This is a genomic window from Stenotrophomonas sp. CASM101 (assembly GCF_049384845.1).
In the GTDB taxonomy this organism is placed as follows: Bacteria; Pseudomonadota; Gammaproteobacteria; order Xanthomonadales; family Xanthomonadaceae; genus Stenotrophomonas; species Stenotrophomonas hibiscicola.
In genome coordinates this window covers 119,904-139,270 of record NZ_JBMRFR010000006.1, presented here as the reverse complement: position 1 = coordinate 139,270, position 19,367 = coordinate 119,904, and the positions used below count along the sequence as shown (strand labels likewise).

The window sequence follows — 19,367 nt, the reverse complement described above, 5'->3', positions numbered from 1 at the left end:
CGGGCGGATGCGATTCCCGTTCAGCCTAAAGTAGCGCCGACTGCGGCCGACACGGTAGATTCACAAGATCGATCCGCGGGAATCCGGATACCGCTTGCCGATGTCAGCTGTCTTTTCCCTCACCTCCGCCGACAAAGCCCGGCTCGCCGCCAGCAACCTGCCACCGCGGGTGCGCGAGTTGTTGGGTGCGTTGATCGGCCTCTGCCGACAGACGCTGGCCGCGCCGCTGATCCTGACCGTCGAAGCGTTGGAGCAGACCCTGCTGCACGATGCCGATCGCGCACGCAATCCGCAGCAGCAGGCCGAGCTGATGGCCCAGCGTGGTCAGTTGCACGCCTTTTCCGGTCATTTCGCTGACCGCATGCTTGATGCCGTGGCCGATGCGCTGATACGGCTGCGCGAACCCACGGCCCACTTCAGCCCCGGTTCCACGCCACCGCCGCTGCCCGGCATGTTCGGGCTGTCGCTGGTCGATGAACATGAAGTGGACCGCGACCTGCTGCTGACCGAGATGGTGCGGCGGGAGACGCTGCGTTCGACCAACACGCTCAACTTGCTGGGCCAACGCCTGGGCGTACTGGCGGCAGCACCGGCCTTCGAGGCCGACACCCTGCCACTGGCACCGCAGGCACTGTGCGCCATGCTGCGCCGGATTGCCGAACAGGATTCGCTCACTGTCGACGTTCAGCTGGCGCTGTACCGCAGCTTCGAACGCCAGGTGCTGGAACGCCTGGGCGACATCCTCGACCGTGCCAATGCCCTGTTGGCCCAGCACGGCGTGCTGCCCGGCCTGGTCTACACCCCCTATCTGGCGCGTTCATCGAGCACCCGGCGGATCATCACCCAGTCGGTGGGCGGTGGTCGCGCCACGCAGCCGGCAAAGCGTGCCGCCGCGCCACTGACCGGCTGGAACGGATCGGCACCGGCCGGCTCCTGGTCCAGCCTGGTGCAGGACGCTTTCCAGGATGACAGCACAGCCGGCGCGGCCTCGCCGGGCCTGACCACCTCCACGGGCAGCGCGCTGCATGCGCTGCTGCAGCAGGCACGCCATGCCAGCGCAGCACCTGCGGATCGCGATGCAGTGCCGAGCGCGGCCGTGGATGCGGTTCTCGCACGCCTGCAGGCGCAGTCCAGCGCCGCCACCGGCGTAGCCGACCTGCAGGCGGCCGTGGTGGCGCAACTGCGCAGCGAGCATGGCACGCAGGCCCAGCTGGGCAGCCACGACCGCGACAGCCTCGACCTGCTGCGCATGCTGATGCAGCAGGTGCAACAGCAGCAGCGTCCCGATCCAGTGCCGGCCGCGCTGCTGGCGCGCCTGCAGGTACCCCTGGCACGCGCCGCCATGGCCGATCCGGGCTTCTTCGTGCGCGACGAACACCCCGCGCGCGAACTGCTCAACCAGATTGCCGAAGTCGGCGCCCACTGGCTGGGCGACGATGATGTCGACCCGCAGTTGCTGCAGCGCATGGCGCAGAGCGTGCAGGGCCTGCTGGGCCAGGATGCGCGGGCGCCGGAGGCCTTCGCCAGCGCGAACGAGGAAGTGCAGCAGCATCAGCGCGCCGCAGCGCATCGCGCCGAGCTGGCCGAGCGCCGCCATGTGGAAGCCGCCCGCGGCAAGGAGCGGCTGGAACTTGCCCGCCGCCAGGCCACCGCGCAGATCGACCAGTGCTGCGACGCGCAGTCGCCGCCGCGCTTCGTGCAGACCCTGCTGCGCCAGGCCTGGGCCGATGCACTGACCCTCACCCGCCTGCGCCATGGCGACGATTCACCGCAGTGGCAGGAACGACTGCAACAGACCGAGCGCATCGCTGCCATTACCGCCCAGGCCATCGATGCCCGCGGCGGCACCGATACCGCGCTGGCAGCGGACGTGGAGGCGGCCCTGCTGCAGGTCGGCTACCACGCCGAGGAAGCCGCCGCCGTCGCGCGCAGGCTGGCCACGCCCGGTGGCGAGGATGAAAGCACCTCGCGTACCGAGCTCAGCGCACGCCTGAAGGCACGTGCGCGCCTGGGCGAGCACGCTGGTACACCCACCGGCACCTCGCCTGCAACGCCCCGCAGCAGTGCCGAAGAAGCCGCCTACCAGCAACTGTCCACGCTCCCGTTCGGCAGCTGGTTCGACATCGATACCGGTGATGGCACGCTGCGACGCCAGCGCCTGTCCTGGTACAGCCTGCTGACCGGCCACGCCCTGTTCGTCAATCCGCGCGGGCAGAAGATCGCCGATACCGACCTTGATACGCTGGCCCGGCAGATCAGTGCCGGCCGCGCGCAGCTGGTCACCGAAGACAAGGGCCGGCTGGTCGACCGTGCCTGGGAAGCCAGCCTCGGCACGCTGCGCGCACTGGCCACGGGCCGCGCACAGGAGACCCCCGCATGAAGGCCGTACCGCCGCAGGACACCCGCCGCGCGCCGCGCCGCCAGGTCTCGGACCTGGTGCCGGTCACCGACCAGATGCGCGAGTGCGTGGTCGGGCGCCTCGGCAATGTCTCCGAAACCGGCATGCTGATGCTGGCCAGCGTGCCGCTGCGCGAGGATGCGCTGTACCAGCTGCGCTTCCCGTTGCCACTGGGTGATGGCCGCCAGCAGGCCATCGACGTGGGCGTGCATCTGCTATGGAGCGAGCCCGCGCACGTACCAGGGCAGAGCTGGACCGGCTTCCGCTTCCTCACCCTGTCACGCGAGCATCGGCAGCTGCTGCGGCAGTGGGTGGGCGAGGACGGCGACGAGGGACCGGTTTCGACGGCCTGAGTGCCGGTTCCGGCACAGCGGTTTTTCGCGGTATGCGGCAGAATCTAGGACCGTTTTCCGTGTCGAGCCACCGCAATGATCCAGCAAGACCCCGGCGCCCTGTATTCCGACCACCTGGCCGTGCTGTGCCGACGTGCCGAACAGGCGCTGGCCCGCGGCGGCTTCGACCATCTGGTGGTGCCCAGCGGCACCCTGCACTACCAGGTGTTCGACGACCGCGATTACCCGTATGCGGTCAATCCTCAGTTCAAGGCCTGGTTGCCGCTGACCCGCGTGCCCAACAGCTGGATCGTGTTTACTCCGGGCAAGCGCCCGGCCGTGATCTTCCACCAGCCCTTCGACTACTGGCACGTGGTGCCGGACGCCCCCAGCGGCTGGTGGGTGGAGCACTTCGACATCCACATCATCCGCAAGCCGGACGAAGCACTGGCCCTGCTGCCGGCCGACCCGGCGCGCTGCGCGATCCTCGGCGAACCGCAGAGCGCGCTGGGCAACTACGTGCCGAACAACCCGGCGCCGGTGGTGAATTACCTGGAATGGCACCGCGGCAGCAAGACGCCGTATGAGATCGCGCTGATGCGCCAGGCGCAGGTGCTGGGCGTGCGTGGCCACCGCGCCGCCGAAGCCGCGTTCCGCAACGGCGCCGACGAGTTCAGCATCCACATGGCCTATTGCCAGGCCGTCGGCCAGGACGCCAACGAGCTGCCGTACGGCAACATCGTGGCGTTGAACGAACACGCCGCCGTGCTGCACTACACCGAGCTGGGTCGCAAGGCACCGCAACCGCTGCGCAGCTTCCTGATCGATGCCGGTGCCAGCGCGCACGGCTACGCCAGTGACATCACCCGCACCTACGCCGCCCAGGGCCACGACGAATTCGCCGCGATGATCGCCGCCGTCGACGCCGCCCAGCAGCAGATGTGCGCGGCGGTGCGCCCGGGCTTCGACTACAAGCAGCTGCACGTGGACGCGCATCTTTCGCTGATGGGCGTGCTGAAGGACTTCGGCGTGATCAAGGTCTCGCCGCAGACCGCGCTGGAGACCGGCGTCAGCGCCGCGTTCTTCCCGCACGGCATCGGCCACCTGATCGGCCTGCAGGTGCACGACGTGGCCGGCTTCGCGGCCAGCGACGAAGGCGGCCGCATCGAACGCCCGGCCGGCCACCCGTACCTGCGCCTGACCCGCGTGCTGGAACCGGGCATGGTGGTGACCATCGAACCGGGCCTGTACTTCATCGACATGCTGTTGAACGAAGTGAAGGACGCCGGCCATGGTGATGCGATCAACTGGGACCGTGTGGACTTCTTCCGTCCGTATGGCGGCATCCGCATCGAAGACGAAGTGCTGTGCACTGAGGGCGAGGCGGACAACCTGACGCGGCCGGCGTTTGCGGCGGCCAACGGCTGAGCCCCTCGTGGTTTGTCGCTTGGAGCAAAAGCCGCGCTTTGCCGGGCGGGGTGGGTTTGCAGGACACGCCGTAAACCCATCCATGGGGGCTCGATGGCGCCATCCATGGCGCCAACGGTCCTGCAAACCCACGCCGCCCGGCCTTTGACAGTTTCCTGCGCGCGTCCAACCACGGAAAAGAAAAAGAAAAGCAGAAGCGGGTCGCTCGCTGCGCTCGCTCTGTGTCGACCACGGTCGACACCTACCCAACAGCCGCAATTGCCAGTAGATCCACGCCATGCGTGGATGATTCATTCGATGTCTGACAGATGTGCCGACCAACGGTCGGCACCCATTAACAGCCGCGTGAACCTGTCGAAGGCGGGGTACTGTGGGTTTGCGGGGTGTGAGCCGCATGGATGCGGCGACCAAGCCTACAAGGACGTACTTGCGGCGGCCCCGCAAACCCACAGTACCCCGCCATCCCACGGAATGCCCGCTGTTGCTGTTGCTGTTGCTGTTGAGGTTGCCGGCCAGCGGCCGGCACTACCGCGGGTGCAGGGCTGCAAGCCCTGCAGGACACCCCTTACCCCGCCATCACCGCTTCGATCTCGTCGGCGCTGCGCGCCAGGCCTTCGGTCAGCACGCGATGGCCATCGTCGGTGATCAGCACGTCATCCTCGGTGCGGATACCGATACCGCGCCAGCGCGGCTCCACCGTCGTGTCATCCACGCCGATGTACAACCCAGGCTCGATGGTGAACGCCATGCCCGGCTCCAGCAGACGCGAGTCACCGGCCAAGCGGTAGTCGCCCACGTCGTGCACGTCCATGCCGATCCAGTGCCCGGTCTTGTGCCGGTAGAAGCGCTGGTACAGGCCCTCGGACAGGTTCTTTTCCAGCGTGCCCTTCAGCAGGCCCAGCCGCAGCAGGCCCTCGGTCAAGGTCTGCACTGCGGCCAGATGGCCGGCCTCGTAGGGCACGCCCGGCCTGGCCTGGGCCAGCGCCGCCGCCTGCGCCTCGCCGACCAGGTCGTGCAGCGCGCGCTGCTCGGCACTGAAGCGGCCGTTCACCGGGAAGGTGCGGGTGATGTCGCTGGCGTAGCCGCGGTACTCGGCACCGGCATCGATCAGCACCAACTCGCCATCGCGCGACCGCGCGTTGTTGTCGCGGTAATGCAGGATGCAAGCATTGCGGCCGGCGCCGACGATGCTGCAGTACGCGGGCACCGCATCGTTGGCGCGGAACACGCGTTCCAGCTCGGCCTGCAGTTCGTACTCGTGGATGCCGGCCCTGGCGGCCTTCATCGCCGCCAGATGCGCACGCACGCTGATCTGTGCGGCGTGGTGCATCAGTGCCACTTCGGCGCCGGACTTGAACAGACGCTGCTCGTGCAGCAGGTGGCCCAGCTCCAGGAACTCATGTGGCGGCTGCGCACCGTGGCGTACCTGCGAACGCACGCGGTTGACCCAGCCGATCAGCTTCAGGTCGAAGTCGGCGTCGCGGCCGAAGTGGTAATACACGCGCGAGCGCCCTTCCAGCAGGCCCGGCAGGATGTCGTCCAGATCGTCGATCGGGTAGGCATCGTCCATGCCGTACTGGGCCACCGCGCCTTCCTGGCCGGCGCGGCTGCCATCCCAGGCTTCGCGCTCGGCATCGCGCTCGCGGCAGAACAGGATGGCCTCGCCGTGGCGTCGGCCCGGAATCAGCACCAGCACCGCTTCCGGCTCCGGGAAGCCGCTCAGGTACTGGAAATCCGAATCCTGCCGGAACGGGTAATGGGTATCGAGGCTGCGCACCTTTTCGGCCGCGGCTGGCAGCACCAGGATCGCGTCCTCGCCGGCCATGTCCATCAGCTGGCGGCGACGACGCTTGTATTCGCCGGCCGCAATGCCGGTGCGCTGCTTGATGTCCATCAGTTCAGGCGCTGGCGGTGGCGCGAGGCCAGCACCACGTCGCCGTGCAGCAGCAGCACCGCCACGCGGATGAATTCCTCGATCTCCGACAGCGCTTCGTCGTCATCATCGCCGCCGGCCTCGAAATCCTCGCTGGAGGCGCGTGCCAGGCTGGCCATGTCGGTCAGCGCTTCTTCACCCTCTTCGGACAGGGCCGGGCGACGGCCGCCGCTCCCCAGGCCGAAACCACCCAGGAAGGAACGGGTCCAGCTGAACATGGCATCGGCCTGTGCGGACACCTCGTCGGTGTCAGCCAGCAACAGCTCGAAGGCGAAGTCACGGTCTTCCAGCTGCTTGATGGTGGCCTGCAGCAGCTGCCCCAGCACGCTGTCGGCGGCCACCGGCGGCAGGTTGTCGTCGGCCAGCACGCGCGCCGGCCAGTCGTTGCCGGGGGCACCGCCGGCGGCCAGCCAGCCACACAGCGCACCATGCAGCTCGGCAGCGGTGGCGCCCAGGCCCAGCTCCTGGCTGGCGCGGGTAACGTCGTCGACGGAGGGAAGTTCGGTCATCGTGCGGCTCGTTCGGAAAGGAAACCCGGAGCGCGCACGCGCGCGCCCGTGAGACCCCGTAGTGTAGCAACCCGGCGGCATCCTCCCGGTAGCCCTCCGGCCTTGCTGCGACAGCGCTTGACCGCCCTTGCCCGGCTTGCCTATCGTGCCTGCATGGAACCCGCCGACCCCCTTGCCCAGCTGCAGGACTTCGCCGCCCGCGTGGAAGCGTTGCTTGAACGCAACCAGCGCCTGGCCGAGGAGAACCGCAGCCTGCGCCACCAGCAGGAACAGCTGGTGGCCGAGCGCTCGACGCTGCTGGCCAAGAACGAGCAGGCGCGCTCGCGGGTGGAAGCGATGATCAGCCGGCTCAAATCCCTGGAGCAGCACACATGAGCGCCGAACCGGTCAGCGTCCGCATCCTCGATCGTGAATACACCGTGGGCGTCGGCGCCGACGAACGCGACAGCCTGATGGCGGCTGCGCGCCTGCTCGATGCGCGCATGCGCGAGATCCGCGGCAGCAACCGCATGGCCGCCGTGGACCGTGTCGCCGTGCTGGCCGCGCTGAACCTGGCCCACGAACTGCAGCTGCTGCGCGACGAGAACGCCCGCCAGGCCGTGGCCCTGCAGCAGACGCTGGCCGACCTGAACCGGCGGCTGGACCGCGCCATCGACGGCGGCACCTGAAGACCGTGCACAACGCGTCTTCTCATATCTGAATTGGCACGTACTGTTGCCGACGAACGGCCTATCCAGATCCGGCGCGCTGGCTATAATGGCCACGCGTTCTCTGCGGTACTCGACGGCATGTGCAAACATTCGCCTTGTCCCTTAAGAACGACACCGGGAGCGCGACAGCGCCGGGAGTGCAGGTCCGCCTTGTAGCGGGAAGCCCGATGGTTCTCCAGCGTTCCCACTTGAGCCCCCGGGTTCAAGGTCGTTTCGCATGCATCGACATTGCGGAGAATGCAATATTCCAGCAAGGGCGGCGTCTTCGGGCGTCGCCCTTGTTCTTTCCGGCACAATGACGGCTGATCCTTGCCGCACGCTGCCATGACCGACCCGCGCCAGGCCCTGCGCCACGACCTGCGGCAACGCCGCCGTGAACTCTCCGCAGCTGCGCGCATCGCCGCCGCCGAATCGCTGGCCGATGCCCTGCTCGCCCTGCCGTTTGCCCCGCGCGAAGGCGCCGTGGCCGGCTACTGGGCGCTGGATGGCGAAATCGCCCTGCACCGCTGGCAGTTGCAGTTGCCCGAAGGACTGACCTATTGCCTGCCGGTGCTGGCCGGTGACGTGCTGCGCTTCGCGCCGTGGCGGCCGGGGCAGCCGCTGACCAGCAACCGTTACGGCATTCCCGAGCCGGACGTGGCGCTGGAAGACACCCTGGAACCAGCACAGATGGCGCTGGTGGTGGCCCCGCTGGTGGGTTTCGACACGCAGTGCCGGCGGCTGGGCATGGGGGGCGGCTGGTATGATCGCAGCTTCGCCTTCCGCCACGACCGGCCGGCGCCGCCCTGGCTGGTCGGTGCTGCGTTCGCGGTGCAGCAGGTCGAGTCCTTGCCGGTGGCGTCGTGGGACGTGCCCGTGGATGCGATCTGCACCGAAGACGGCACCCTGTTCCCCTCCGCTGCCCCCGTGAACGCATGACCGCCCGCAAGCGCTACTGGCTGATGAAGTCCGAACCGGACGCCTTCTCCATCGATGACCTGGCCAAGGTCAAGGTCGAACCCTGGAACGGGGTGCGCAATTACCAGGCGCGCAACTTCATGCGCGATGGCATGCAGGTGGGCGACGGCATCCTGTTCTACCACTCCAATACCAAGGTGCCGGGCATCGTCGGCCTGGCCACGGTGGCCAGCACGGCCTATCCGGACGACACCCAGTTCGATCCAAAATCCGACTACCACGACCCCAAGAGCACGCGCGAGAACCCGCGCTGGATGCTGGTGGACGTGGCCTTCGACCGCAAGCTCAAGCAGGTGATCGCGCTGGACGAGATCAAGCTGCACGCCGAAGAGCTCGGTGAAGGCTTCCCGCTGGTTGCCAAGGGCAACCGCCTGTCGGTGTTCCCGGTGACCGCCGCGCAGTGGAAGCTGCTGCTGTCGCTGGAAAAGAAATCCTGATTCCCTGCCTGAGAGTTCTCCCATGTCCGAAGCCAAGCGCCTGGCCGCCGAGAAAGCCATCGAGTACGTTGAAGACGGCATGATCGTCGGTGTCGGCACCGGTTCCACCGTGGCCTATTTCATCGATGCCCTGGCCCGCATCCAGCACCGCATCAAGGGCGCCGTGTCCAGCTCCGAGCAGAGCACCGCGCGCCTGAAGCAGCACGGCATCGAAGTGATCGAGCTGAACCACAGCGGCAACCTGTCGCTGTACGTGGACGGCGCCGATGAGTGCGATCCGAACAAGTGCCTGATCAAGGGCGGCGGCGCCGCACTGACCCGCGAGAAGATCATCGCCGAGGCCAGCGAGCGCTTCATCTGCATCGTCGACCCGAGCAAGCAGGTGCCGGTGCTCGGCAAATTCCCGCTGCCGGTGGAAGTGATCCCGATGGCGCGCAGCCTGGTCGCCCGCCAGATCCGCGACATGACCGGCGGCCAGCCGACCTGGCGCGAAGGCGTGGTGACCGACAATGGCAACCAGATCCTGGACATCCACAACCTGCAGATCACCGATCCGGAAAAGCTGGAGCGCGAGCTCAACCAACTGCCGGGCGTGGTCTGCGTGGGCCTGTTCGCGCGCCGCCGCGCCGATGTGGTGATCGTCGGCGGCGAGCCGCCGGTCGTGCTCTGACCCTTTCGAAGGATCCTGACGATGTCGCTGTTGCGTTCGCTGCTGATGCTCCCGCTGCTGGCCCTGGCTGGCTGCGCCACCGACGCGGCCCGCCACTGGGTCGAACTGGATGGCGCCCGCTACCAGGTCGAGCTGGCCACCAACGATGAAACCCGCGCGCGCGGGTTGATGTTCCGCGACCAGATGGCGGCCGACCACGGCATGCTGTTCATCCACGACCGCGAGGAAATGCAGGCGTACTGGATGAAGAACACCAGGATCGCGCTGGACATCCTGTACTTCGACAGCCAGCGCAGGCTGGTCAGCCAGCAGCGTGATGTGCCGCCGTGCTCGGCCGGCGACATGTGCCCGCCCTACCCCAGCGGTGGCCCGGCACGTTACGTGCTGGAGCTCAACGCCGGCCAGGCCGAGAAGCTGCAGTTGAAGGACGGTACGGAGCTGAAATTCGGCCCGGGCATCGAAAAGTAAGGTGCGGCCGGGCTGCGCCCGGCACGCGCAGTAGTGCCGGCCGCTGGCCGGCAACCCTGCAGGGGCCAGATCCCATTCGCTCGCGAAAGGAATCTGACCCCGGACTTTTCACGCGACACCGCTTGAAACCGCCTGCGAATGACGCCAGTCTGTGGCCATGCAGGACCGGATCACACTCCCCGACTGGGATGCACTGGCCGACCTCGAAGACGAGGCGCTGCCACTGTTGCCGACCGCGCTGCTGATCGCGCGCGATGAATACCCCGATCTGCAGCCGTCGACCTACGACGCGTTGATCCAGAGCCACGTCGACCACCTCCGCTCGGAAGTGGAGAGCATCGACAACAGTCCATTGAAGATGGCGGCGATCAACCGCCACCTGTTCGACGAGCTGGGCTACAGCGGCGACCACGACAAGTACTACGATCCGCGCAACAGCTATCTCAACCAGGTGTTCGAGCGGCGCCTGGGCAACCCGATCTCTCTGGCGCTGGTGCAGATGGAAGTGTCGCGACGGCTGGGGATCCCGCTCGACGGCGTGTCCTTCCCCGGCCACTTCCTGGTGCGCCTGCCGGTGGACGACGGCGTGCTGGTGATGGACCCGTTCAATGGTGGTCGCCCGCTGGACGTGGACGAACTGCGCGAACGCGCCAAGTCACACCTGGGCGGGCAGATGCCCGACGACCAGGTGCTGGCGCAGATTCTCGACCCGGCGCCGGCGCGCGCGATCCTGATGCGCATGCTGCGCAACCTGCACGGCGTGTATGCCGAGGCCGGCGAATGGGATCGCGCCGCGCGCAGTGCCGACCGCCTGCTGAAGCTCGCCCCGGAGCAGGACGATGCGCTGCGTGACCGCGGCCTGGCCTATCTGCAGCTGGAATATCTGGCCGGTGCCCGCCATGACCTGGGGCAGTACCTGAAGCGCAATCCCGAGGCCAGCGATGCGCAGTGGCTGCGCGAGAAGCTGATCGATCTCGGCGGGCCGATGCCGCGGCTGCATTGAGGGCGTCGGTGTGTGGACCAACGGTCCACACCCTCCGGATGGGCCGGGTGGCCCTCCAGTCAATCGACTTCGACCATCTCGAAATCGGCCTTGGTCACCCCGCAATCGGGGCAGGTCCAGGTCTCGGGGATGTCCTCCCAGCGCGTCCCCGGCGCGATGCCCTCCTCCGGCAAGCCTTCCGCTTCGCTGTAAAGGAAGCCGCAGACCACGCACATCCAGGTGCGCAAGGTGGTGGGGGTGGCATCGCTCATCGGATAATCACGGCTGGATTCACGGGCCGCCATTGTCCCATCGCGGTCCACTCACCGGTAGCCATCGATGACTTCTGCTTCCCCGGCGCCCCGCGGCGTCTACCTGATCACCCCGGACGAGCCCGATACCGCGCGCCTGCTGGCCCGTACCGCGCCGCTGCTGGCCGCTGGCGCCACCTGGCTGCAGTACCGCAACAAGACCGCCAGCGACGCACTCCGGCAGGAGCAGGCAATCGCGCTGCAGGCGCTGTGCGCACACTACGGCGTACCGCTGATCGTCAACGACGACCCGGCGCTGGCGAAGGCAGTGGGCGCGGCTGGCGTGCACCTGGGCGGCACCGACGGTGACATCCCAAGCGCGCGTGCGCTGCTCGGCGCCGAGGCCATCATCGGCGCTTCCTGCTACGACCAGCTGGCCAATGCCGAGAAGGCCGTGGCCGCCGGTGCCAGCTACGTGGCCTTCGGCGCGTTCTTCCCTACCACTACCAAGGTCACCACCAGCCGCGCGGATACCGACCTGCTGCGGCAGAGCGCCGCACTGGGCGTGCCACGGGTGGCGATCGGCGGGCTGACGCCGGACAATGTCGGTCCCATCATCGACGCCGGCGCCGACCTGGTGGCCGTGGTCAGCGGCATTTACGCCGCGCAGGACCCGGTCGCGACCCAGCGCGCCTTCCTCGCCCAGTTCGCGTAACGCCCAGGAAAGCCCCATGAACCACGACCAGTCCCACGCCCTGTTCTCCCGCGCCCAGCAGCTGCTGCCGGGCGGCGTCAATTCGCCGGTGCGCGCGTTCAAGTCGGTCGGCGGCGAGCCCTTCTTCGTCGAACGCGCCGATGGCGCCTACCTGTACGACGTCGACGGCAACCGCTACATCGACTACGTCGGTTCCTGGGGCCCGATGATCGTCGGCCACAACCACCCGGCCGTGCGCCAGGCGGTGAAGAAGGCGATCGACAACGGCCTGTCCTTCGGTGCGCCGTGCGCGGCCGAAGTCACCATGGCCGAAACCATCACCCGCCTGGTGCCATCGTGCGAGATGGTGCGCATGGTCAACTCCGGCACCGAGGCCACGCTGTCGGCGATCCGCCTGGCGCGTGGCGCCACCGGCCGCAACCGCATCGTCAAGTTCGAAGGCTGCTACCACGGCCACGGCGACTCGTTCCTGGTCAAGGCCGGCAGCGGCATGCTGACCTTGGGCGTGCCGACCTCGCCGGGCGTCCCGGCCGGGCTGAGCGAACTGACCCTGACCCTGCCCTACAACGACTTCGAAGCGGCCACCGCCCTGTTCGAACAGCAGGGTGGCGACATCGCCGGCCTGATCATCGAACCGGTGGTCGGCAACGCCAACTGCATCCCGCCGCGCGAGGGCTACCTGCAACACCTGCGTGCGCTGTGCACGAAGCATGGCGCGCTGCTGATCTTCGACGAAGTGATGACGGGCTTCCGCGTCGCCCTCGGCGGTGCGCAGGCGCACTACGGCATCACCCCGGACCTGACCACCTTCGGCAAGATCATCGGCGGCGGCATGCCGGTGGGCGCCTACGGCGGTCGTCGCGAGCTGATGCAGCAGATCGCCCCGGCCGGCCCGATCTACCAGGCCGGTACGCTGAGCGGCAATCCGGTGGCAATGGCCGCTGGCCTGGCGATGCTGGAGCTGATCCAGCAGCCGGGTTTCCACGCCGACCTGGCCGAGCGCACCGCACGCCTGTGTGCGGGTCTGGAAGCGGCCGCCGCCGACGCAGGTGTGGCCGTGACCACCACCTGCGTGGGTGCGATGTTCGGGCTGTTCTTCACCAGCGAGAAGGTGGAGACCTATGCGCAGGCCACCGCCTGTGACATCCCGGCGTTCAACCGCTTCTTCCACGCGATGCTGGAGCAGGGCGTGTTCCTGGCCCCGTCGGCGTACGAGGCCGGCTTCCTGTCCAGCGCCCACGACGATGCCGTGATCGAGGCGACGCTGGCCGCAGCACGCGTGGCGTTCAAGGCCGCCAAGGGCTGATCGCAACAAAGGGGACGGAGGGGATTAAGTCGTTTGTGCACAAACGACTTAATCCCCTCCGTCCCCTTTTTTTCAACCGAAGACGAATTTGCCCTTCATCATCGCGAAGTGGCCGGGGAACGAGCAGAAGAAGGTGTAGTCACCGCCCTTCTGCAGGCCCTGGGTAGAGAAACGCACACGCGTGGTCTCACCACCGCCGATCACCTTGGTGTGCGCCAGCACGCGCTTGTCGGCCTTCGGCAGGTAGCTGTCAGCCAGCGTCATGCGCATGCCCGCCATCGCCACCGGCTGGTAATCGGCAGTGCGGGTCAGCACCCAGTTGTGGCCCATCGCGGTAGCGGCCAGCTTGCCGGTGTGGCGCAGGGTCAGGTCTACGGCGGTGCAGTCGGCGGCGACCTTGATCTCGCGGCTGCTGAAGCTCATCTGGTCGGTGCTGTCGATGCTCACCGCACACACCCGCGCCATCGCCGACGGCGCCAGCATCAGCGCGCCCAGTCCCACTGCCACCACCCAAGCCTTCATCGTTGCATCTCCTGCGGATTCGAGCGCCATTCTAGGCAGGCCTATGCCCGCCCGGCTGCGACCGTCTGTCGCATGGCAGCTCCAGGGTTTCCCGCGCACTCATCGCAATGGCATGCTCGGCCGATGCGGATCGATCTGTTGCTGCTGGATGTGGATGGCGTGCTGGTGCAGTACCAGCGCGCGCAGCGCGTGCTGCACCTGGCCCAAGCACTGCAGGTTCCGACGCAGGCCGTGCAGGCCGCGTTGTATGACAGCGGCCTGGAAGCGGCACATGACAATGGCACGCTGGATGGCCCGGCCTATCTGGCGCAGCTGGGAGAACTTCTGGGCACGACTGTCGAAGTGGCTGCATGGACCGCGGCGCGACGGGCCGCCAGCCATCCTCAGGCGGCCGTGTTGCAACGATTGCAGGCCCTGCAACTGCCAATCGCGGTGCTGACCAACAACGGCGCGCTGATGCAGCAGGCATTGCCCACCCTGCTACCGGAACTGTTCCCTGCGCTGCAGGGCCGCGTGTTCTGCAGCGCGGATTTCGGCCTGCGCAAACCTGCGCCCGCGGTATTCATGCGCACACTCGACGTACTGGGCGTGGCGCCCTCGCGCACGCTGTTCGTCGATGACCTGTTCGCCAATGTGCGTGGCGCGCGCGCTGCCGGCCTGCACGCGGAAACCGTGCGCGATGGCCGGGGATTGGGCAAGGTGTTGAAGCGCTATCGGATCGCATGACGCGCTGTAGAGCCGAGCCCATGCTCGGCTCCTGTTGCCTGACATCGCGATGAGCCGAGCGTAGGCTCGGCTCTACAGATGCCTCTGCAGGCCTCAGCGCGCGGCAATGAACGCAGCAATCGCCGCGCGCAGGCGCTTCAGGCCTTCGGCCACTTCTTCGTCGGTGATGTTCAACGACGGCACGAAGCGCAGCACGTCCGGGCCGGCCTGCAGGGTCAGCAGGCCCTGCTCGGCGGCATGGTCGAGGATCGCCCCAGCCTGGCCGGCGAAGTCCTTGCCCAGCACCGCGCCCAGCATCAGGCCGCGGCCACGCACGTCGCTGAACACGCCGAATTCTTCGTTGATGCGCGCAAAGCCATCGCGCAGCGCCTTCGACTGGCGGCTGACATTGGCGGCGATCTCCGCCGAGGCCAGCTTGCGCAGCGCAACGCGTGCGACCGCAGCGGCCAGAGGGTTGCCACCGAAGGTGGTGCCGTGCGCACCGAACTGCATGGTTTCGGCCACCTTCGGGCCGGCCAGCATCGCACCGATCGGGAAGCCGCCACCGAGTGCCTTGGCCAGGGTGACCATGTCCGGCACCACCTCGTCCTGCCAGTGCGCGAACAGCGTGCCGGTGCGGCCCATGCCGGCCTGGATCTCGTCCAGCACCAGCAATGCGTTGTGCTGGTCGCACAGTTCGCGCACGCGCTTGAGGAAGCCGGACTTGGCCGGCATCACACCGCCCTCGCCCTGGATCGGCTCCAGCATCACCGCCGCCACGTCACCGGCGGCCATCGCGGTTTCCAGCTGCACCTCATCGTTGAAATCGATGTAGCGGAAGCCACCGGGCAGCGGCTCGTAGCCTTCCTGGTACTTCGGCTGGGCAGTAGCGGTCACCGCGCCAAGGGTGCGACCGTGGAAGCTGCCGCGGAAGGTGATGATCACCCGCTTGTCGGCCGGGCGCCCCTGGCTGGAGGCCCACTTGCGGACCATCTTGATCGCCACTTCGTTGGCTTCGGCGCCGGAATTGCACAGGAACACGCGCTCGGCGAAGCGGCTGGCCTTGACCAGCTCCTCGGCCAGGTGCAACGGCGGCGCGCTGTAGAACACGTTGCTGGTGTGCCAGAGCTTGCCGGCCTGCTCGACCAGCGCGGCCACCAGGTCCGGATCGTTGTGGCCGAGGCCACACACGGCGATGCCGGCGGCCAGATCGATGAACTCACGGCCCTGGCTGTCCCACACACGGGCGCCCTGGCCGCGCTCCAGTACCACCTGGCGGGGCTTGTAGACCGGCAGGTAGTAGTGTGAAAGGGAAATCAGCGGATCGGTCGCGGCGGTCATGGCAGTCGGCAGGGTTCAGGAATGCCCATTCTCGCGCCGGAACCCCTGCGGCACAATGCGCCCATGCGACCGTTTTCCGCCCCCCAGCTCAACCCCGCCACCGAGACCGGCTGGCGCCGTCGGTGGTTCGACATCATCTACCGCCATGACACCCGCCCTTCGCGCAATTTCGACCTGATCCTGGTGGTGGCGATCGTCGCCAGCATCCTGGTGGTGATGATCGACAGCGTGCAGCACCTGCATGCCGAATGGTCCACCGGCCTGTACATCCTGGAATGGGGCTTCACGATCATCTTCACCGCCGAGTACCTGCTGCGCCTGGCGGTTGTCAGGCGCCCGCTGCGTTACGCGGTGAGCATCTGGGGCATCATCGACCTGCTGTCGATCCTGCCCGCCTACCTGTCGATGTTCATCCCGGGTGCGCAGAGCCTGCTGGTGGTGCGCGCGCTGCGCATCCTGCGGGTGTTCCGCATCCTCAAGCTGACCCGCTACATCGAGGAAAGCGGCGTCCTGATGACGTCACTGTGGCGCAGCCGGCGCAAGGTGCTGGTGTTCCTGTTCACGGTGATCACCATCACCATCATCGCCGGTGCGCTGATGTACGTGATCGAGGGCCCCGAACACGGCTTCACCAACATCCCGGCCAGCATGTACTGGGCGGTGGTGACCATGGCCACGGTCGGCTTCGGTGACATCGTGCCGCAGACCGTGCTCGGCCGCTTCGTCACCTCGGTGCTGATCCTGATCGGCTACAGCATCATCGCCGTGCCCACCGGCATCTACACCGCCGAACTGGCCAGCACCATGCGCGAGGCCGAACTGGCCGCGCGCCGTGATGCCCGCGGCTGCCCGCATTGCGGGCTGGAGGGGCATGAACCGGATTCGCGGCACTGCCGCAAGTGCGGTGGGATCCTTCCCGAAACGTTCAACAGCTGAGACCAGCATGCCCAGGTGCGTGGACCATGGTCCCGGGAATGGGATCAGGGAAGGCGACCGCTTGCCGCAGCCAGGTCACCATAGGCATCGTTCAGTCGCGACAGGGCGCCAGGGGACGCATACACCCTGGGCCGCATACCAGGCAACAGCACCGCCGGATCCTGCTCGACAATCGGCTGGCCCTTTTCCAATCGCTCGACGCGATGCCAGGCTTCACTGACCAAGGTGTCGGCGGAAAGCTCGAACAGGCGCCACGCCGCCACATCTTTGCCGATGCCACTGTTCTGCGCTTGCTGGAGCATGGTCTGATACTGCTGCAGTTGGTTGCGTGCAGCTACCAGGTCTGGCGTCGGCCCCCGCAGCGAGCGCACCAGATCACGGCCTTCACCCACGAAACGTAGTGCGTAGTAGTCCGTGGACCTTCCCTGATATCCCTCCATCCTCGCCAGCAACTCAGCGCGGTAGGCAAGGTCGTGCTGATGCAGGGCAGCATCCAGCACTTCGTTCGCTGCAAAGTACCTCGCGTAAGCCTGCATCAGGGCAGCGTGCTGGCGGCGCATGCCTGCGCCGCCGTCACGACGGAATTCTTCACGACGATAATAACGATCAACAGGCTCAGCGACGGCCTGCAAGGCCAGCAGCGCCTGATGGTACTGCCGGGCTGCCGCGTCGAAGGTGACGGGGGGCTGCCGCTCCAATGCCTCCGTCACCGCGTTGCCACAGTCGTACTCGACGTCATTGGCACTCCAGCCCGGTCCACGCGGGGCTGTCTCCGTTCCCGTCGGACCCGCGTCAGCGTCCTTCATCCAGCTTGTATATCGTTCAAATCCCCCCCGAACGCTCAGTTCCATCGCATCTCGGCACTTTGCATAGGCGCTGGCTTTGCGTTCGCGCAAGCCAGAGCCAGAGCCAGACCCGACTCCCGCATCGCTGCAGGCCGACAGCAGCAGACAAAGGACGGGAAACGCCAGCAGACGGCGACAAGCGGCGGAATGACTCATACGGGACATCCATGTTGTACAGGGGAGAGACAGTACGGCACCAGCGTTATCCTGACGAGGGCTTCCCCGTTTCAGGAACCAGCTCAATCCAGGAACAGATCCGGCAACAGCGCGCGCGACGGGTCCACCGCATAGCCGGACAGATCGGTGATACCCGCCTGTGCCAGCACGTCATCGTCGATCAGGAACTGGCCATGGAAGCCGGCCGCTTCGCGCACCAGCACCGCGTGTGCGGCATCGGCCATGATCTGTGGCGTGCGGCAGCCAGCCGCATCCACGCCCGGAATCATGTTGATCGCATCGGTGGCGATGACGGTGCGCGGCCACAGCGCATTCACCGCCACGCCCTGCGGGCCGAATTCCGCGGCCAGGCCCAGGGTGACGAAGCTCATGCCCATCTTCGCCAGCGTGTAGCCGGTATGTGCGCCCCACCACTTCGGCTCCAGGCTCGGCGGCGGCGCCAGGGTCAGGATGTGCGGGTTCGGCGCCTGCAGCAGGTACGGCAGGCAGGCCTGCGCGCACAGGAAGCTGCCGCGCGAATTGACCTGCTGCATCAGGTCGAAACGCTTCATCGGCGTATCCAGCGTGCCGCGCAACCAGATCGCGCTGGCGTTGTTGATCAGGATGTCGATGCCACCGAAGGTGTCGACCGTGGCCGCCACCGCCGCCTGCACCTGCTCTTCCTCCCGGATGTCGCACTTCAGCGCCAGGCCCTGCCCGCCTGCAGCCGTCACCGCTTCGGCGGCGGTGTGGATGGTGCCCGGCAGCTTCGGATTCGGCACCGACGACTTGGCCGCGATCGCCACGTTGGCCCCGTCGCGCGCGGCGCGCAGTGCGATGGCCAGGCCGATGCCACGCGAGGCACCGGTGATGAAAAGCGTTTTGCCCTGCAGACTGCCCACGTTCCGCACTCCAGCGTATGCAATGAGCCGCTAGTATGCCGCGCCGACGCGGAGTTCACCCGCCCTTGACGATACTCGGGCCTCCAGACAACGCACGAGGTACACGCCATGCGCCGTTCCCGCCTGTTGCTGCCTGCCTTGGGGCTTGCCCTGCTGACTGCCTGCCAGGGCCGTTCGCCGGAACCCGGCAAGGAGCCACCCGCCGGTGACACGCCCAGCGCGGAGAAGGCCGCCGCCGACGGCAAGATGCGCTGGAGCGAGGCGGTGGTCTGGGATGGCGACCTCAACGCCTGCCGCCAGGGCGAGAACGCGGCCACCCGGGATTGCCTTCGCGACGCGATGCGCGCCGGTGGCGCCAGTGCCGAGGCCATCACCGCCGCCGAGCAGTTGTCCACCGGCGGTGAGTTGGCCTATGTGACCGCGTGGCACGAGAACGAAGGACTGGGCATTGCCACGGTCGAGTATCCGTTCCGCGCCAACACCAATGAAGGTACCCGCCTGGTCGATGCCAGCGGCAAGCGCATCGATGTGGATGCCGTGCAGTTGGACGACACCTTGCGTGCCGACCCCACTGTGCAGGAACTGCTGAAGGCCAACCCGCAAGCCACGCCGTTCGCACCGGCGCAGTCGGCCGGCGCCTCGCCGTTGGAGAATGGTGGCATCCGCCTGCTGTACCGCACACCGCTGCGCGACTGCCACGCCTGCCCGGATGTCGGGCAGTTGCAGATCGCCTATGACTTCGACGCCAAGCGCAACTTCATCGGCCAGCAGGTGGTACCGGCGACGCCGTAACCCGGAAACGCCGCGTGTCGCCGGGCATGGCCCGGCGCTACCGATGCGAAACGTGCCATCCAGGCAGCGCCG

Annotated in this window: 22 protein-coding genes and 1 other RNA gene; 16 read left to right on the top strand and 7 right to left on the bottom strand. The window is 67.3% G+C overall.

Features of this window, described 5'->3' with window-relative positions; all coding sequences use genetic code 11:
• Positions 1-100 precede the first annotated feature (100 nt).
• The 3 genes from VG543_RS11405 to pepQ all read left to right on the top strand — a co-directional run bounded on the left by VG543_RS11405 (position 101) and on the right by pepQ (position 4,158).
• Entirely contained in the window at positions 101-2,380 is a 2,280-nt protein-coding gene (locus VG543_RS11405) for a DUF1631 family protein (protein ID WP_423178571.1), read from the top strand.
• Positions 2,377-2,751, top strand: coding sequence for a PilZ domain-containing protein (locus VG543_RS11400; RefSeq protein WP_021203954.1), 375 nt, complete (start codon positions 2,377-2,379; stop codon positions 2,749-2,751). The genes VG543_RS11405 and VG543_RS11400 overlap by 4 nt, the downstream gene beginning before the upstream one ends.
• A 75-nt stretch (positions 2,752-2,826) precedes the next feature.
• A complete protein-coding gene (gene pepQ, locus VG543_RS11395; RefSeq protein ID WP_155030063.1) occupies positions 2,827-4,158 on the top strand; it encodes a Xaa-Pro dipeptidase in 1,332 nt (443 codons plus the stop codon).
• A 565-nt stretch (positions 4,159-4,723) separates the two neighbouring features.
• On the opposite strand, the gene VG543_RS11390 is transcribed toward pepQ, so the two are convergent.
• Both VG543_RS11390 and VG543_RS11385 read right to left on the bottom strand, forming a co-directional pair.
• Positions 4,724-6,046, bottom strand: coding sequence for an aminopeptidase P N-terminal domain-containing protein (locus VG543_RS11390; RefSeq protein ID WP_111098876.1), 1,323 nt, complete (start codon positions 6,044-6,046; stop codon positions 4,724-4,726).
• A 5-nt stretch (positions 6,047-6,051) separates the two neighbouring features.
• Positions 6,052-6,600, bottom strand: a complete 549-nt coding sequence (locus VG543_RS11385; RefSeq protein WP_019661998.1) for a UPF0149 family protein — start codon at positions 6,598-6,600, stop codon at positions 6,052-6,054.
• A gap of 153 nt (positions 6,601-6,753) precedes the next feature.
• On the opposite strand from VG543_RS11385, the gene VG543_RS11380 reads away from it, so the two are divergent.
• From VG543_RS11380 to VG543_RS11345, 8 genes are all read left to right on the top strand, one after another.
• A complete protein-coding gene (locus VG543_RS11380; protein ID WP_005410898.1) occupies positions 6,754-6,975 on the top strand; it encodes a TIGR02449 family protein in 222 nt (73 codons plus the stop codon).
• Complete coding sequence (locus VG543_RS11375) at positions 6,972-7,268, top strand: cell division protein ZapA (RefSeq protein ID WP_019661999.1); 297 nt, start codon at positions 6,972-6,974, stop codon at positions 7,266-7,268. Before VG543_RS11380 ends, VG543_RS11375 begins: the two co-directional genes overlap by 4 nt.
• Before the next feature lie 97 nt (positions 7,269-7,365).
• Positions 7,366-7,551, top strand: a non-coding RNA gene (gene ssrS, locus VG543_RS11370) — 6S RNA.
• Positions 7,552-7,634: 83 nt separating this feature from the next.
• Positions 7,635-8,228 (top strand): 5-formyltetrahydrofolate cyclo-ligase, encoded by a 594-nt coding sequence (locus VG543_RS11365; protein WP_021204571.1) that lies wholly within the window; start codon positions 7,635-7,637, stop codon positions 8,226-8,228.
• Positions 8,225-8,704, top strand: coding sequence for an EVE domain-containing protein (locus VG543_RS11360; RefSeq protein ID WP_005410901.1), 480 nt, complete (start codon positions 8,225-8,227; stop codon positions 8,702-8,704). Before VG543_RS11365 ends, VG543_RS11360 begins: the two co-directional genes overlap by 4 nt.
• A 22-nt stretch (positions 8,705-8,726) precedes the next feature.
• On the top strand, positions 8,727-9,374 hold the full coding sequence (gene rpiA, locus VG543_RS11355; RefSeq protein WP_005419003.1) for a ribose-5-phosphate isomerase RpiA: 648 nt from the start codon (positions 8,727-8,729) through the stop codon (positions 9,372-9,374).
• A gap of 21 nt (positions 9,375-9,395) precedes the next feature.
• On the top strand, positions 9,396-9,842 hold the full coding sequence (locus VG543_RS11350) for a DUF192 domain-containing protein (RefSeq protein ID WP_014648292.1): 447 nt from the start codon (positions 9,396-9,398) through the stop codon (positions 9,840-9,842).
• A 157-nt stretch (positions 9,843-9,999) separates the two neighbouring features.
• Positions 10,000-10,845: a SirB1 family protein gene (locus VG543_RS11345; RefSeq protein WP_019662001.1), complete on the top strand. Its 846-nt coding sequence runs from the start codon at positions 10,000-10,002 to the stop codon at positions 10,843-10,845.
• 59 nt (positions 10,846-10,904) lie between these two features.
• On the opposite strand, the gene VG543_RS11340 is transcribed toward VG543_RS11345, so the two are convergent.
• Positions 10,905-11,096, bottom strand: coding sequence for a rubredoxin (locus VG543_RS11340; RefSeq protein WP_012512010.1), 192 nt, complete (start codon positions 11,094-11,096; stop codon positions 10,905-10,907).
• A gap of 67 nt (positions 11,097-11,163) precedes the next feature.
• Here VG543_RS11340 and thiE point away from each other — a divergent pair, with 67 nt between their 5' ends.
• Positions 11,164-11,790 carry a thiamine phosphate synthase gene (thiE, locus tag VG543_RS11335; protein ID WP_423178570.1) on the top strand — a complete coding sequence of 209 codons (627 nt, stop codon included), beginning with the start codon at positions 11,164-11,166 and terminating at the stop codon, positions 11,788-11,790.
• Positions 11,791-11,806: 16 nt separating this feature from the next.
• A complete protein-coding gene (hemL, locus tag VG543_RS11330) occupies positions 11,807-13,096 on the top strand; it encodes a glutamate-1-semialdehyde 2,1-aminomutase (protein ID WP_019662003.1) in 1,290 nt (429 codons plus the stop codon).
• 72 nt (positions 13,097-13,168) lie between these two features.
• On the opposite strand, the gene azu is transcribed toward hemL, so the two are convergent.
• Complete coding sequence (gene azu / locus VG543_RS11325; RefSeq protein ID WP_021203640.1) at positions 13,169-13,618, bottom strand: azurin; 450 nt, start codon at positions 13,616-13,618, stop codon at positions 13,169-13,171.
• 123 nt (positions 13,619-13,741) lie between these two features.
• On the opposite strand from azu, the gene VG543_RS11320 reads away from it, so the two are divergent.
• Entirely contained in the window at positions 13,742-14,344 is a 603-nt protein-coding gene (locus VG543_RS11320; protein WP_423178569.1) for an HAD-IA family hydrolase, read from the top strand.
• 93 nt (positions 14,345-14,437) lie between these two features.
• Here the strand turns inward: VG543_RS11320 and VG543_RS11315 are convergent, their stop codons facing one another.
• Entirely contained in the window at positions 14,438-15,664 is a 1,227-nt protein-coding gene (locus tag VG543_RS11315) for an acetylornithine transaminase (RefSeq protein ID WP_134731315.1), read from the bottom strand.
• Between the two features lie 63 nt (positions 15,665-15,727).
• Between VG543_RS11315 and VG543_RS11310 the strand changes: the two genes are divergently transcribed.
• Entirely contained in the window at positions 15,728-16,600 is an 873-nt protein-coding gene (locus VG543_RS11310) for an ion transporter (RefSeq protein WP_171952683.1), read from the top strand.
• Positions 16,601-16,644: 44 nt separating this feature from the next.
• On the opposite strand, the gene VG543_RS11305 is transcribed toward VG543_RS11310, so the two are convergent.
• Both VG543_RS11305 and VG543_RS11300 read right to left on the bottom strand, forming a co-directional pair.
• Positions 16,645-17,601 (bottom strand): DUF3829 domain-containing protein, encoded by a 957-nt coding sequence (locus VG543_RS11305; protein ID WP_423178568.1) that lies wholly within the window; start codon positions 17,599-17,601, stop codon positions 16,645-16,647.
• A gap of 83 nt (positions 17,602-17,684) precedes the next feature.
• Positions 17,685-18,503 carry an SDR family oxidoreductase gene (locus VG543_RS11300; RefSeq protein ID WP_058983483.1) on the bottom strand — a complete coding sequence of 273 codons (819 nt, stop codon included), beginning with the start codon at positions 18,501-18,503 and terminating at the stop codon, positions 17,685-17,687.
• A gap of 108 nt (positions 18,504-18,611) precedes the next feature.
• Here VG543_RS11300 and VG543_RS11295 point away from each other — a divergent pair, with 108 nt between their 5' ends.
• On the top strand, positions 18,612-19,295 hold the full coding sequence (locus VG543_RS11295; RefSeq protein ID WP_021203633.1) for a hypothetical protein: 684 nt from the start codon (positions 18,612-18,614) through the stop codon (positions 19,293-19,295).
• The last annotated feature ends 72 nt before the right edge of the window (positions 19,296-19,367 follow it).

Excerpts from the sequence above, each read along its gene's own strand:
- VG543_RS11405 (WP_423178571.1), top strand. The coding sequence starts at position 101 with ATGTCAGCTGTCTTTTCCCTCACCTCCGCCGACAAAGCCCGGCTCGCC.
- VG543_RS11400 (WP_021203954.1), top strand. The coding sequence starts at position 2,377 with ATGAAGGCCGTACCGCCGCAGGACACCCGCCGCGCGCCGCGCCGCCAG.
- pepQ (WP_155030063.1), top strand. The coding sequence starts at position 2,827 with ATGATCCAGCAAGACCCCGGCGCCCTGTATTCCGACCACCTGGCCGTG.
- VG543_RS11385 (WP_019661998.1), bottom strand. The coding sequence starts at position 6,600 with ATGACCGAACTTCCCTCCGTCGACGACGTTACCCGCGCCAGCCAGGAG.
- VG543_RS11380 (WP_005410898.1), top strand. The coding sequence starts at position 6,754 with ATGGAACCCGCCGACCCCCTTGCCCAGCTGCAGGACTTCGCCGCCCGC.
- VG543_RS11375 (WP_019661999.1), top strand. The coding sequence starts at position 6,972 with ATGAGCGCCGAACCGGTCAGCGTCCGCATCCTCGATCGTGAATACACC.
- VG543_RS11365 (WP_021204571.1), top strand. The coding sequence starts at position 7,635 with ATGACCGACCCGCGCCAGGCCCTGCGCCACGACCTGCGGCAACGCCGC.
- VG543_RS11360 (WP_005410901.1), top strand. The coding sequence starts at position 8,225 with ATGACCGCCCGCAAGCGCTACTGGCTGATGAAGTCCGAACCGGACGCC.
- rpiA (WP_005419003.1), top strand. The coding sequence starts at position 8,727 with ATGTCCGAAGCCAAGCGCCTGGCCGCCGAGAAAGCCATCGAGTACGTT.
- VG543_RS11350 (WP_014648292.1), top strand. The coding sequence starts at position 9,396 with ATGTCGCTGTTGCGTTCGCTGCTGATGCTCCCGCTGCTGGCCCTGGCT.
- VG543_RS11345 (WP_019662001.1), top strand. The coding sequence starts at position 10,000 with ATGCAGGACCGGATCACACTCCCCGACTGGGATGCACTGGCCGACCTC.
- VG543_RS11340 (WP_012512010.1), bottom strand. The coding sequence starts at position 11,096 with ATGAGCGATGCCACCCCCACCACCTTGCGCACCTGGATGTGCGTGGTC.
- thiE (WP_423178570.1), top strand. The coding sequence starts at position 11,164 with ATGACTTCTGCTTCCCCGGCGCCCCGCGGCGTCTACCTGATCACCCCG.
- hemL (WP_019662003.1), top strand. The coding sequence starts at position 11,807 with ATGAACCACGACCAGTCCCACGCCCTGTTCTCCCGCGCCCAGCAGCTG.
- azu (WP_021203640.1), bottom strand. The coding sequence starts at position 13,618 with ATGAAGGCTTGGGTGGTGGCAGTGGGACTGGGCGCGCTGATGCTGGCG.
- VG543_RS11320 (WP_423178569.1), top strand. The coding sequence starts at position 13,742 with ATGCGGATCGATCTGTTGCTGCTGGATGTGGATGGCGTGCTGGTGCAG.
- VG543_RS11315 (WP_134731315.1), bottom strand. The coding sequence starts at position 15,664 with ATGACCGCCGCGACCGATCCGCTGATTTCCCTTTCACACTACTACCTG.
- VG543_RS11310 (WP_171952683.1), top strand. The coding sequence starts at position 15,728 with ATGCGACCGTTTTCCGCCCCCCAGCTCAACCCCGCCACCGAGACCGGC.
- VG543_RS11305 (WP_423178568.1), bottom strand. The coding sequence starts at position 17,601 with ATGAGTCATTCCGCCGCTTGTCGCCGTCTGCTGGCGTTTCCCGTCCTT.
- VG543_RS11295 (WP_021203633.1), top strand. The coding sequence starts at position 18,612 with ATGCGCCGTTCCCGCCTGTTGCTGCCTGCCTTGGGGCTTGCCCTGCTG.